Origin of the sequence: Bradyrhizobium sp. CIR18, assembly GCF_014198295.1 — a bacterium.
In the GTDB taxonomy this organism is placed as follows: domain Bacteria; phylum Pseudomonadota; class Alphaproteobacteria; order Rhizobiales; family Xanthobacteraceae; genus Bradyrhizobium.
The window spans coordinates 225,887-239,151 of sequence record NZ_JACIHF010000011.1; the positions used below are offsets into that span (position 1 = coordinate 225,887).

Here is a 13,265-nt window from a genome sequence, read left to right on the forward strand (position 1 = left end):
TTTCGATCAGTTCTTGCGCGGGGCGGAGGCGTTGGCATTCTCTTCCGCATAGTTCTGCGGGAAGGCGAGCGCGCTCGTCGCCGAGGGCGGCCTGGCCGCCTTGGTGTCGGCATCCGCCGATTTCTTTGCCGTCTTGGCGGCGTCATCCAGCAGCTTCTCGACGCGCACCAAAATGTCGGCGCCGCGCTTGGTCAGCACCGGCGGCGGACCCGGCTTGGTCTCCAGCACCTTCGGCGCCGCATTGGCCTGCGCGTTGCTCACGTGCTGCGGCGGCAGCTTCTGGCCCATGCCGATGCCGGGGATTTCCCGGACCTCGACGCCCTGATGCGCCGCGAGCATGATGTCGTGCCAGGTCTGCGCCGGCAGCGAGCCGCCGGTCATGCGGTTGGTCGGCGAGTAGTCGTCGTTGCCGTACCAGACCGCGCAGGTGAAATTGCCGGTGTAGCCGACGAACCAGGCGTCGCGATACGCATTGGTCGTGCCGGTCTTGCCCGCGGTCGGAATGCCGTCGAGCGCGGCGCGGCGCGCGGTGCCTTCGCTGACGACGTGGCTCATCATGCCGGCCATGTCGGCGGCGACGGAGGCGGGGATCGCCTGCCGCGGCTTCGGGCCGTCGCGGTCCCAGCGCCAGACGAGGTCGCCGGCGCCGGTGCGCACTTCGAGCACCGAATGCGGCGTCACCGCCTTGCCGCGGTTGGGGAAGGTCGCGTAGGCGACCGCGTGCTCGAGCACGGTGACTTCGTCCGAGCCGATCGGCAGCGACGGCGTGTCGGGCAGCGGCGCCTTGAGGCCGAAGCGGCGCGCGACCTCGACGATCTTGGCGCGGCCGATCTTGGCCGGGTTCGGCGCCTTCGGCTGCTCCTTCTGGCCGATCGCGATCGACAGCTTCACCGGCACGACGTTGATCGAGCGCGTGATCGCCTGCGTCAGGGTCACCGAGCCGGAATAGGAATGGCCATAGTTCTGCGGGCACCAATTGCCGATGCAGACCGGGCCGTCGACCACGATCGAGTTCGGCGTAAAACCGTTCAGCAGCGCGGTAGTGTAGACGTAAGGCTTGAACGACGAGCCCGGCTGGCGGTAGGCGTCGGTGGCGCGGTTGAACTGGCTGGCGCCGTAGTCGCGGCCGCCGACCATGGCGCGGATGCCGCCGTCGAGGTCGGAGACCACGGTCGCGGCCTGCGTCGCGTGATAATCGCGGCCGAACTGGCGCAGCTGGTTCTCGACCGCGTCTTCCGCGGCCTTCTGCACGTTGGTGTCGATGGCGAGGCGCACCACGAAGACGCGCTCGGTGTAGGACTTCGGGAAAGTGTCGACCAGCTTGCGCATCTCGTCGAAGGCGTAGTCGAGATAGTAGTTCGGCGAAGCCTCGTCGCGGCGGTCGACCGCGAAGGCCGGGTTGCGGCGGGCGCCGAACACCTGGCCCTCGGTCATGAAGCCGGCATCGACGAGGTTGTCGAGCACGACGTTGGCGCGGGCGCGGGCGGCGGGCAGGTTGATGTGCGGTGCGTATTTGGTCGGGGCCTTGAACAGGCCGGCGAGCATCGCGGCTTCCGCCAAGGTCACGTCGCGCGCGGATTTGTTGAAGTAGAAATGCGCCGCGCCGTCGACGCCGAAAGTGCCGCCGCCCATATAGGCGCGGTCCAGATACAGCTTGAGGATCTCGTTTTTGGTCAGGCGCCATTCCAGCCAGACCGCGAGGAAGGCTTCGTTGACCTTGCGCTCGATGGTGCGCTCGTTGCTCAGGAACAGGTTCTTGGCGAGCTGCTGGGTGATCGACGAGCCGCCCTGGCGGACGCCGCCGGCTTGCGCGTTGGTGACGAGCGCGCGCGCGGTGCCGGCGATATCGATGCCGAAATGCTCGTAGAAGCGGCGGTCCTCGGTCGCCAGCGTCGCCTTGATCAGCACGTCCGGAAAGTCTTCCAGCGGAATCGAGTCGTTGTGCTTGATGCCGCGGCTGCCGATCGGGTTGCCGTAGCGGTCGAGGAAGCTCACGGCGAGATCGGATTTCTTCAGCCAGTCCTCGTCCGCGGTCTCGCGGAAGGCGGGGATGGCGAGGGTGAGCATCACGACCAGGCCGCCGAGGCCGAGGGTGGCGGCCTCCGACAGCGGCTCGATGAACACCCAGCGCTTCCAGCGTCCGACATAGAAGCGGTCCATGAAGGTCGAGTAGCGCTCGTAGAGCTCGCGGATGCCCTTGGCCGAGGAGAACAGCGAGGAGTCGATGCGCGCATCGAGGTCCAGGAAGAAATTCCGGACCTTCTGCTTCCAATGCGGTGGTATGATCTGGCGCACCTAGAACCCTTGAGGCTTGGTTCGAAAGCGTTCAAGCACCCGGCCGGGGGCGGCATCGAGACGTCTTGAGGGAATGTTGCGGCAAACCCAAGGCGCCCGGCCAGCATCCGAGGGACTTGCTGTTCCTTCTAGCCGAGCGGGGCCCATAAACCAATGGTCAGGCTCGCGATTTTGAACAACAGGCCTAATTGACCCCGGGTCATTACGGGCCTCAAAGGCGCCTTGCTTGCACCACCCCGGCCGCACGCCCTAGATGGCTTAAGCCGTAGCTCTTTCGAACCTTTGTTGAGGCGCATGACCGCAGTTCCCAAACGACCTTCAGGCCAGGAGGGATTCTTCTGGAAAACCAAGACGTTGGAAGAGATGTCGGCGGGCGAATGGGAGAGCCTGTGCGACGGTTGCGGGCGCTGCTGCCTGAACAAGCTCGAGGACGAGGACACCGGGCAGATCTATTTCACCCATATCGGCTGCAAGCTGCTCGATGGGATGAGCTGTGCCTGCAAGGACTATCCGAATCGCTCCGACAAGGTTCCTGACTGCGTCCGCCTGACCCCGGCCAATGTCCGCACCCTGAACTGGCTGCCGCCGAGCTGCGGCTACAAGCTCGTCGCCGAAGGGCGCGATCTCTATTGGTGGCATCCGCTGGTCTCCGGTGATCCCAACACCGTGCATGACGCCGGCGTCTCCGTGCGCGGCCGGGTCGAAGGCAGCGAGGACGAGATCCCGGACGAGGAGCTCGAGGACCACATCGTGCAATGGCCGGCCCTGCTGCCGAAGCGGGCTCGCCTGAAGCGACGTCCGAAGGACTGAACCGCCGTCAGGTCTTGCGCGGCGATCACGTCTTCGGGATGGCCCGGGGGCGGGATGCACCCATGCGCCGCGGCGTCTGCCTGGGAAGAACTTTGCTGTCTACATTGGGCTGCATAGAACGAATCCTTTGCGGCGTTGCGCCGCCCCACGACGTCCGAGCGAGATGAACAAGTTCGACCGGCAGAGCGGTTCTGCCGATATCCAGACTTTGCCTGACGATATCGCCGAGGAGCTGTCCCGGCTTCCGAGCGAAGTCATCAGCGTCGATGATGCGCCCTCCATCGCGCCGCCGGTGCCGCTGTCGCAGGACGAGGTCCGCACCATCGTCATCAGCCTGATGCTGACGATGTTCCTGGCGGCCCTCGACCAGACCATCGTGGCGACCGCGCTGCCGACCATCGGGCGCCAGTTCCAGGACGTCTCCAATCTCTCCTGGGTCATCACCGCCTATCTGCTCGCCTCGACCGCAGTCGCGCCGGTGTTCGGCACGCTCAGCGACATCTACGGCCGCCGCGTCATGATCATCATCTCGCTCAGCCTGTTCGTGGCGGGCTCGGTACTGTGCGCGGTCGCGCCGAACATGCCGATGCTGATTCTGGCGCGCGGCCTTCAGGGGCTCGGCGGCGGCGGCATCATGCCGGTCGTGCAGACCGTGATCTCGGACGTCGTCTCCCCGCGCGAGCGCGGCCAGTACCAGGCCTATTTCTCCAGCGTCTGGATGGTCGGCGGCATTTTGGGCCCGGTCATCGGCGGCGTGTTCGCCGAGCATCTGCACTGGTCGATGATCTTCTGGATCAACCTGCCGCTCGCGGCTGCGGCGATCGTGATGCTGCTGCCGAAGATGAAGAAGATCCCGGTGTTCCACCGCAAGCGCAAGGTCGACTGGCTCGGCGGCGTGCTGCTGATGGCCTCCGCCGTCGTCTTCATGCTGGTGCTGACCTGGGGCGGTTCGCGCTACCCCTGGCTGTCGCCGACCGTGCTGGCGATGGTGGGAGGCGCCGTCGCGCTCGCGGTCAGCTTCGTGTGGCACGCCCGGCGGGCCGACGAGCCGTTCCTGCCGCTGAAGCTGCTGACCGGATCGGTCGCGCCGTTCGCGCTGACCGCCGGCGGCTGCGGGCTCGGGGCGATCACCGGCCTCACCGTGCAGCTGCCGCTTTATTACGAGTCGGTCTACCATTTGAGCGCAAGCGAGGCGGGTCTTGCGCTGATCCCGCTCGCGGCGGTCTCGACCGTCGGCGCGGCCGTCGCCGGCCGCACCATGGCCCGTGCCAAGCACTACAAGCGCGTCGCGATCATCGGCACCTCCTGGGCCGCGCTGTGCGGCCTCGGCCTCACGCTCACCACTCTGCCGCTGTGGGGCTTGCTGACGCTGATGGCGGCGTTCGCGCTCGGGCTCGGCACCACCTTCCCGGTGTGCGTCGTCTCGCTGCAGAACTCGGTCGCGCGCCCGCAGGTCGGCACCATCACCGGCGCGATGAACTTCTTCCGCTCGCTGATGTCCTCGTTCACGGTCGCCGCGTTCGCCGCGATCCTGCTGATCGCGCTCGGCATCGACGTGCCGCTCGCCGGCGAGCACCACGCCGCAGGCGCCGTCGCTATCCTCGCTGACGACATGCGCCACGCCTTCCGCTACGTGTTCGGCGCCGCCACCGCGCTGATGACCATCGCCGCGCTGTGCCTGATCGCGATGGAGGAGCGGCCGCTGGCCGGTCCCGCCACGGCGCAGCCGGTGGAGATGGCGGAGTAGGCGCCTAAGCGCGATGCGATGAGGATGAATCGTCATCGCGCTTTAGGTTGTTGTTTAGCATGATCTCTTCGGAAAACCGCTGCGCACTTTTCCGGATCATGCTCTAGCCGCCGCGATCGGGATCGTCGTCGGCATTGCCTGCGCCTGTCTTCCGCGCTTTCGCCGCAAGCTGCTCTTTGAGCTGCGCCAGCGCGCCGGCGGACCAGTCATGGACATCGGTCACTGCGATCCAGGCATCGACATAATGCTCGGGCGCATAGACATGGCCAAAGCCCATCGGCGTGTTGGTCGCAACCGCCATGTCGAGGGCGAGCTGGAGCATCGTCACAATCGGATACCATCGCAGCTCCGGTGACACGTCCGGCCCGCGCGGCGCGCTCATCCAGGCCGGGGCCTGGTAGGCATCGCGATAGGCGAAGAAGGTGATCGCGTCGCTGGCATATTGCAGGTAGACGACGCGCATCGGACCCCACGGCGCGTCTGCCGGGACCGTCGGTCCGTTCTGGTTCATGAAGCGCACGAAGCGGTTGTCGCGGAATTCCGGCAGCCACGCCGGCGATCCCGGATTGCGGTTCGCCGTGATCGAGCGCCAGAAGCGGCTCTCGAACGGCGCCCCGCTCCATAGCGCGCCGGCGATGGGATCGCCGATCATCTCGAACAGCTCCGCGGATTTCTCCGAGTTCATGGCACCGAGGCTGAGCCCGTGCAGATAAAGTTTCGGCCGCCTGTCCTTCGGCAGCGTCGTCCAGTAGCCGTAAATCTCCGCGAACAGCGCGCGCGCCGCCTCCGCGCCGTATTCGGGCTGAAACAACAGCGACATCGGGCTGTTGAGATAGGAGTATTGCATCGCGACGCTGGCGACATCGCCATGGTGGAGATATTCGACGGAGTCCATCGCTGCAGGGTCGATCCAGCCGGTGCCGGTCGGGGTGACGACGATCAGGATCTTGCGATCAAACCCGTGCTGGCGCTTGAGCTCCTCGAGCGCAAGCCTGGCGCGCGCCTGCGCGGTGGCGCCGCCGGCGAGGCCCACATAGACCCGGATCGGGTCCTGCGCCGGCCTTCCGCTGACGGCGCTGATCTCGGTTGCGTTCGGACCCGAGGCAATGAAGCGGCGCCCCATGCGCCCGAGCTCTTGCCACTTCACCAGTGATGCCAGGCTTCCGGTCCGACCGGGATCAGTCGGCTGCGGCCGCTCGGGCTCGACCAGGACGTCGAGTTCGCGGAAGGAGGAGTCGAGTGCGCGAAACGCCGCGTTGATCAGGACATTGCTGGCGATCGACCAGAACAGCAGGCCTGCGGCGACTACGCCGATGACGTTGGCGAGCTTCCGCGGAATGACGTGCCTCGTATGCTCGGCGAGGAAGCGGGCGAGGAGCGTGAACAGCCGCCCCAGCACCAGCAGCACGACGAAGGTTATCAGGGCGATGATGCAGACCTTGAGCGGATGCGCGGTCTCGACCGGCGCCATCTTCATCACGGCGCGGATCGAGTTCTGCCATTCGGCTGCTCGCCACAGAAAGACGATGACGACGAGCAGGCAGGCGGCTGCCGCCAGCGCATTCGCAATCGATCTGGCGCGCGCCGAGGGCTCGGGCAGTTCGAGATAGTGCCACAGCCGCCGCCACAGCACGCCGGCGAAATAGCCGATCGCAAAGCAGCCGCCGGCGAGGACGCCTTGCGTGAGATAGCTCCTGGGGATCAGGGTCGGCGTCAGTGCAGCCGCGAAGAACAGCGCGCCAAGCATGAGGCCGACGCCGGATAGCGAGAGGAGTTGCCGCCGAATGAACCGCGCCAGATTCATCAAAACGCCTCCCGGGCGAAATTATCCTCAGGGCTTGCCTGAAAAGCTGCTCTTGCGCGGCAGCACGATCGTGAATTCGGTGAACTCGCCGGGCGCGGTCGCGACGTCGATCGTGCCGCCATGCTGCTTCACCACGATGTCGTGGCTCATCGACAATCCGAGGCCCGTGCCTTCGCCGGCCGGCTTGGTGGTGAAGAACGGATTGAACATCTTTTCCTTCACCTCGTCCGGGATGCCGGTGCCGTTGTCGCGGATGCGGATCTCGACGTGATCGCCGCGGTCGCGGGTCGCGGCGGTCACGACCGGCTCGTAACCGGCCGCCTCGGTCTCCGCCTTGCGCTTGGCGACCGCATGGAATCCGTTTCCGATCAGGTTCAGCAGCACCCTCGTGATCTCCTGCGGGAACACGTCGGCCGAGCCAGCGGCCGGATCGAGCTCGCGTTTGAGCGTCACGTCGAACTGCGGCTTCTCGGCCCGTGCGCCGTGATAGGCGAGGTTGAGGCTCTCCTCGACCACGGCGTTGACGTCGCTCAACCGATGCTCGCCGCCGCCCTCGCGCGAATGCAGCAGCATGTTCTTGACGATGGAGTCGGCGCGCCGTCCGTGCTGGACGATTTTCCCGAGATTGTCCTTGAGAAGCCCGGTGAGCTCGTCGACTTCGCCGCGGATATCGTCCGCGAGCGTCACGGGCGCGAGCACCTCGTTCAGCTCGTCGGTCAATTCGGTGGACAGCGAGGCAAAATTGTTGACGAAGTTGAGCGGGTTCTTGATCTCGTGCGCGATGCCGGCGGTGAGCTGGCCGAGGGAAGCGAGCTTCTCGGTCTGGATCAGGCGATCCTGCGCCGCGCGCAAATCGTCGAGCGACTTCGCAAGCTCCCGGGTGCGGTCCTGCACTTCGTCGAAGAGGCGCACATTCTCGATCGCGATGACGGCTTGGTCGGCGAAACTGGTAACGAGTTCGATTTGCTTTTCGCTAAACGGCCGGATCGCGCGACGTGCGAGAACAATAGCGCCAACGGTGCTGCCTTCGCGCAGTAGGGGCACACCCAGGAAGCTACGCGGATTGCCGCTCAATTCCTGGCCTTCAAAGGAGTAATCGGGGTCCTCGAGCACATCGGTGACATGAACAACCTTGTCGCCGAGCAGAGTCCTGCCCGTGATGGTGCGCCTATCCGGCCGGACCGGAAGGTCTCTTACATATTCGACGAATTTGGCTGGAAAGCCGTAGGAGCCCGCCCGGAAATAGGAGCTGCCGGATTTGCGGGTAATCGCCGCCATATCGGCTTCGCATAGTCGCGCCGCCGATTCGACCAGCGTATCGAGCACGGCCTGCAAGTCGAACGCCGAGCGGCTGATAACCTTGAGCACGTCGGCAGTCGCCGTCTGTTGTTGCAGCGACTCGGTCAAATTCTCGGTGCGCTGACGCAATTCACTGAGCAGCCGCGCGTTCTCGATGGCGATCACGGCTTGCGCCGCGAACTGGTTCAGCAGGGTGATCTGCTTCTCCGAGAACGGTCGGCTCTCCTGCCTGAAGATCATGACGTTGCCGACCACGCGCTCATCCTGAAGCAACGGCACCGCGAGCAGGCAGCGGGCGCCGCCGAGATCGACCAGCGCCCGACCATTCGGCTCGCCGCTGCGATAGACGTCTGACTCCAGCAGGTCGACAATTTCGACGAACGGTTCGCCCTTCAAAAGACGCGCGGGCGCGGTGGCCGAACCATAGTTGAGGGGCGCCTTGCGGCGGTATTCATCGTAAGCGGGGGGCAGTCCGTAAGTGGCGGCTGTGCGGAACTGCGTGCCGTGGTAGGTATTGAGCACGCCGAAGCTGGCGCCGCAGAGCTGCATTGCCTTGCTGAGCATCGCCTCGAATACCGGCGCGAGATCCCCGGCCGATCGGCTGATGACGCTGAGCACCTCCGATGTTGCAGTCTGCTGCTCCAGTGACTCTGCGAGTTCGTGCGTCCGCGCCTGCACCTCGTTGAACAGGCGCGTGTTCTCGATCGCGATCACGGCCTGGTCGGCAAAGGTCTTGAGCAGGTTGATGGCCTTGTCCGGGAATTTGCCGGCTTGCGGCCGCGTCACGGCGATGGTGCCGATTGCGACGCCGTCGCGCAGCATCGGCACCGCGAGGATGCTGCGATAGCCCCGCGTCCGCGCCAGCTCCTTCATGGCCTCGGTGAGATCAGGCTCGTTCTGCATGTCGCTGCGGAAGGCATATTCTCCGCTTCGAGCCACCCGGCTGTGAATGCCCGGCGACGACAGCGGTGCGGGGAACGAGCTGAGCAGATCGGCATTGCCGGCTGCATTATCCGTGGTGAAGGCGGCCAGATGCAGCTTGTCGTCGACCACGCGGGTGACGGTGGACGAATGTCCGCCGATCAGCGTCTTGGCGCTGTCGGAGATGGCCTGGAACACCGGCGTGACGTCGGCAGGCGAAGCCGCGATCACCTTGAGGATGTCGGCGGTCGCGGTCTGACGCTCCAGCGCCTCCCGCGTCGCATTGAACAGGCTGACATTCTTGATGGCGATCACAGCCTGGTCGGCGAAGGTCTGCAGCAGCCGCACATGATGCTCGGTGAAGGCGCCGGTCGCACGGCGCGTCGCGATGATGATGCCGATCGCTTCGCCCTCGCTCATCAGCGGCGCGAACAGCATGCTGCGATATCCGCGGGCGCGCGCGATGTCGCGGGCGGCCGGCTCGAGCTCGGTGTCGGGCAGTTGCGCCGCCGTACCCTTGGCCACGAGCTGGTAGGGCGGGAACTGCGCGAACGGCACCGGGAACGAGGCCTGCAGCACGCGATCGCCGGCCGGATCGGTCGGCGTGAACGCGGCAAGGTGGGCGGCGCCATCGACATAGCGCAGCACGGCCGTGGAGAAGCCGCCGATCAGCCGGTTGGCATTGGCCGCAATGGCCTCGAACACCGGCTGCACGTCCGAGGGCGAGGCCGCCATCACCTTCAAAATATCGGCGGTGGCGGTCTGGCGCTCCAGTGCCTCGCGCGTCGTGTTGAACAGCCGTGCATTCTCGATCGCGATCACGGCCTGGTCGGCAAGGGTCTGGAGCAGCTGCACGAGGTCGGGTGCGAATGCGCCCGGCTCGGCGCGGGTGACGCTGATCATGCCGACCGGCGTGCCCCGGTTCATCAGTGGCATGAACAGCACGCTGCGGAAGCCGCGCAGCCGCGCCAGATCGCGGTTCAGCTGCGGCACGTCGGCGGCTTCGCTGTCGGGAAACTGGATCGTCTCGCCGCCGCGTACCAGCGCAAAGGTCGGAAACTCCGTGATCTTGCGCGGGAACGACGCCTTGAGCCCTTCGTCCGCTTCCGGACTGGTCGGCGTGAACGCCACGAGATGCAGCTCGTCGCCGATGAATTGAAGCACGGTGGCGGAGAAGCCGTCGAGCAGGCGCTTGGAACTCGACGCGATCGCCTCGAACACCGGCCGGGCATCGGAGGGCGAGGCCGCGATGGTGCGCAGGATCTCCGCACTGGCGCTTTGGCGATCCCGCGCAGTTGCCAGCGCGTTGCGCAGCTGCGCATTCTCGGCTGCGAGCTCATCGGCGATGTCATGGGAAAGGTTGGTCATTTGCAATCCGGCTTGATGCCGCGACAGGCGCGGCACCGAGGCGGATTATCACATTCCCTGCGGCCGGAGCCAGCGTCTGGCTTGCCTCACGTGCCCGGCCGCGACACCTCCGTCTCCTTGCTGGTGATGAACTCCAGCAGCACCGGGATGCCTTCCTTCGTCTTCTCGATGCCGCGTTTGATCGCGGGGATGATGTCCTCCGGCCTCGTCACCCGCTCGCCATAGCCGCCGAAGGCGCGCGCCATTGCGGCGTAGTCGCCGGAAATGTCGGTCGAGCGATATTTTTCGGTCGAGACCGGCATCACCTTCAATTCGATTGCCATGGAGAAATTGTTGAGCAGGATCGACATGATCGGGATGCGCTCGCGCACCGCGGTCTCGAAATCCATGCCGGTGAAGCCGATCGCCGCATCGCCCCAGACGTTGATGCAGAGCTTGTCGGGCTTTGCCAGTTTCGCCCCCATCGCCAGGCCGAGGCCGTAGCCGAGCTGCGTCGTCTTTCCCCAGCCGAGATAGGTGAGGGGTTTTACCGATTTCCAGAACGGCGAGAGCTGGTCGCGCGGACTGCCGGCATCATGCGTGATGATGGTGTTCTCGATGTCGACGGTGTGCTGGAGATCCCACAGCACGCGATACGGGCTGAGCGGCGCGTCATTGCTGGTGAGCTTCGGCATCCATTTCGCCAGCCATTCCTTGTGCGAGGCCGCGATCTCGGCCGCGACCGCTGACGCATCGCGATCAGCAGTGACGGTCTTACCGATCTCCTCCAGCAGCGCGTCGAGCACGAGGCCGGCGTCGCCGACCAGGCCGATCTTCGCCTCTACATCCTTGTTGAGATGGTTGGGATCGAGCGTGGAATGGATGATGGTCTTGCCCTTCGGCATCGCGATGCCGAAGTTCGTTTCCGTGAAGGAGCAGCCGATGCCGAAGATGATGTCGGCCTCGGCGAGGAATTTTGGCACCGCGCGCGGCACCGCAAGTCCGCCGGAGCCGAGCGAGAGCGGATGCGTTTCCGGAAACGAGGATTTGCCGCCTAAGCTGGTGGTGACGGGGATCGCCAGCCGCTCCGCGAGCCGCTGCAACTGCGGCCAGGCCCGCGCGTAATGCACGCCCTGGCCGGCATAGATCACCGCACGCTTGGCGTTGACGAGCAGGGCTGCCGCCTCCTTCACATGCACGGGGTCGGCGCCGTAGCGGGTGCGCAGTACCGGCCTGTAGTCGAGCGGCTCCGGCACCTCCTCGTTCCACATGTCCGAGGGGATTTCGACGATCACGGGACCGCCGCGGCCGTTCTTCAGCTTGGTGAAGGCGCGGCGGAAGATGTTGGCGACCTCGGCGGCCAGAATGATCGGCTCCGACGATTTCGCGAACGGCTTCATCGCCTCGCTGGAATTGAAGTTCGGCTCGACATGCGCAAGCCTGCGCTGATAACCCATCGGCAGCACCAGCACGGGCACGGATTCGCCAAAGCACTGTGCGACGCCGCCCATCGCATTCTCCGCACCGGGCCCATGCTGCATGCAGAACGCGCCGATGCTGTGCCCCGAGGTCACGCGCGAGATCGCATCCGCCATGTGGATGCCGACGCGCTCCTGCCGCACCATCACCGGACGGATCTCGGCCTTGGCCGCATGCTCGATCAGATGGTTGACCGGATAGCCGCAGAGGATCTCGATTCCCTCGCGCCTCATGATTTCCGCAATGGCGGTGCCGAGCTTCATGGCGTCTCTCTCCCTTGAGGCTTGACCGGTTGATCCGGCGATTACGGGGAGAGGATCAGGAAATTCAGGAGGCGTAAAGCGCGGTGGATCACACCGGCGGGGAGGTCAGCCATGCAGAACGCGCGCGCAGGACGGGGCGCCATCGTGACGTTGAGATTCGCCGCGCCGTCTCACCATTGATCAGAATGTCGCGACGAGACGTACTCATGCGCTGCGCTGCTGTCGCAATAGGGAACTCACCGCATCCGGCTTGCTTCCGAATTGGCATCTGTAATCGTTGCCGTGCGAATTTGAAACCGCGCACCGATGCAAAGGGGATTCGGTTTGACAGTCACGGATGCTCGAAGCACGCTGGCGTCGACATTGCGAAGGGGCATATCGACATGATCGAGCTCAGGGTGAACGGGATCAACCGCAGCGTCGACGTTGTTCCCGAGATAGCCGGGCAGCCCTGTCCGAACTGATGCGTTCCCCGCGTCGCACCAGCGCGACCCCACACGGCGTCATCGAAAGGAAGAAAACGTGACCCAGCATGTCCTCTTCATCGTCACCAACGCAGCCGTGATCGGTCCGCATAGCCGCAAGACCGGATTCTTTTTCGCCGAAATCGCCCATCCTTTCGAAGTGCTTGACAAGGCCGGGGTCGCGGTCGAGTTCGCATCCCCGGCCGGGGGATGGACGCCCTACGATGCGTATGACGAGAAAGATCCCGCCCAGAGAGATTTTCTCGCGAGCAAGGCCTTTCGTCGCCTGAATCACAGTCGCAGACTGTCCGAGGTGGACGCTGCCGACTACGACGCCATCCTGGTGCCCGGCGGTCTTGGGCCCATGGTGGACATCCAGCGCAATGCAACGGTCCAGAGTGCCGTCGTGCGCGCCTGGACCACCGGCAAGCTCGTCGCCGCTGTTTGTCACGGGCCGTGCGCGCTGCTCGGCGTCAACCTCGGTGATGGCACCCCGTTCGTGCGCGGCAAGAAGCTCACGTCCTTCTCGAGGAAGGAAGAATACGACTACGCCCGCGATGATGTGCCTTACGAGCTCGAGGACGCGTTGAGGGCCGAGGGCGCCGACTACTCGTCGGCCGCCAATTGGCAACCTCACGTCGTCGTCGATGGCCGGCTCATCACGGGGCAGAACCCCGCTTCGGCCGGACCGTTGGGAAAAGAGTTGCTGTCCGCCCTTAAGGATCGGTGACGTCCTATCTGCAGCCCTGGCAGATCATCAGCTTTCGCTTTAACGCCCCATCTTCCTGATCGGGGCCATCCGCATCCGCATGGGACCCGGTGTTCTTTGCGGCGCG

7 protein-coding genes are annotated in these 13,265 nt (G+C 65.1%); 3 read left to right on the forward strand and 4 right to left on the reverse strand.

Going from position 1 to position 13,265, the window contains the following annotated elements; all coding sequences use genetic code 11:
- Positions 1 to 6 precede the first annotated feature (6 nt).
- Positions 7 to 2,295, reverse strand: coding sequence for a transglycosylase domain-containing protein (locus tag GGD65_RS29070; protein ID WP_018315809.1), 2,289 nt, complete (start codon positions 2,293 to 2,295; stop codon positions 7 to 9).
- A 294-nt stretch (positions 2,296 to 2,589) separates the two neighbouring features.
- Here GGD65_RS29070 and GGD65_RS29075 point away from each other — a divergent pair, with 294 nt between their 5' ends.
- Positions 2,590 to 3,105 carry a YcgN family cysteine cluster protein gene (locus tag GGD65_RS29075; protein ID WP_018315810.1) on the forward strand — a complete coding sequence of 172 codons (516 nt, stop codon included), beginning with the start codon at positions 2,590 to 2,592 and terminating at the stop codon, positions 3,103 to 3,105.
- A gap of 163 nt (positions 3,106 to 3,268) precedes the next feature.
- Complete coding sequence (locus tag GGD65_RS29080; RefSeq protein ID WP_183237409.1) at positions 3,269 to 4,852, forward strand: MDR family MFS transporter; 1,584 nt, start codon at positions 3,269 to 3,271, stop codon at positions 4,850 to 4,852.
- A gap of 103 nt (positions 4,853 to 4,955) precedes the next feature.
- Here the strand turns inward: GGD65_RS29080 and GGD65_RS29085 are convergent, their stop codons facing one another.
- From GGD65_RS29085 to GGD65_RS29095, 3 genes are all read right to left on the reverse strand, one after another.
- Positions 4,956 to 6,656 carry an alpha/beta-hydrolase family protein gene (locus tag GGD65_RS29085; protein ID WP_183237410.1) on the reverse strand — a complete coding sequence of 567 codons (1,701 nt, stop codon included), beginning with the start codon at positions 6,654 to 6,656 and terminating at the stop codon, positions 4,956 to 4,958.
- A 27-nt stretch (positions 6,657 to 6,683) separates the two neighbouring features.
- Entirely contained in the window at positions 6,684 to 10,244 is a 3,561-nt protein-coding gene (locus GGD65_RS29090) for a GAF domain-containing protein (protein WP_183237411.1), read from the reverse strand.
- A gap of 86 nt (positions 10,245 to 10,330) precedes the next feature.
- Positions 10,331 to 12,007 carry a thiamine pyrophosphate-requiring protein gene (locus tag GGD65_RS29095; RefSeq protein WP_312017736.1) on the reverse strand — a complete coding sequence of 559 codons (1,677 nt, stop codon included), beginning with the start codon at positions 12,005 to 12,007 and terminating at the stop codon, positions 10,331 to 10,333.
- Between the two features lie 480 nt (positions 12,008 to 12,487).
- On the opposite strand from GGD65_RS29095, the gene GGD65_RS29100 reads away from it, so the two are divergent.
- Complete coding sequence (locus GGD65_RS29100; protein WP_092256502.1) at positions 12,488 to 13,159, forward strand: type 1 glutamine amidotransferase domain-containing protein; 672 nt, start codon at positions 12,488 to 12,490, stop codon at positions 13,157 to 13,159.
- The last annotated feature ends 106 nt before the right edge of the window (positions 13,160 to 13,265 follow it).

Excerpts from the sequence above, each read along its gene's own strand:
- GGD65_RS29075 (WP_018315810.1), top strand. The coding sequence starts at position 2,590 with ATGACCGCAGTTCCCAAACGACCTTCAGGCCAGGAGGGATTCTTCTGG.
- GGD65_RS29080 (WP_183237409.1), top strand. The coding sequence starts at position 3,269 with ATGAACAAGTTCGACCGGCAGAGCGGTTCTGCCGATATCCAGACTTTG.
- GGD65_RS29085 (WP_183237410.1), bottom strand. The coding sequence starts at position 6,656 with ATGAATCTGGCGCGGTTCATTCGGCGGCAACTCCTCTCGCTATCCGGC.
- GGD65_RS29090 (WP_183237411.1), bottom strand. The coding sequence starts at position 10,244 with ATGACCAACCTTTCCCATGACATCGCCGATGAGCTCGCAGCCGAGAAT.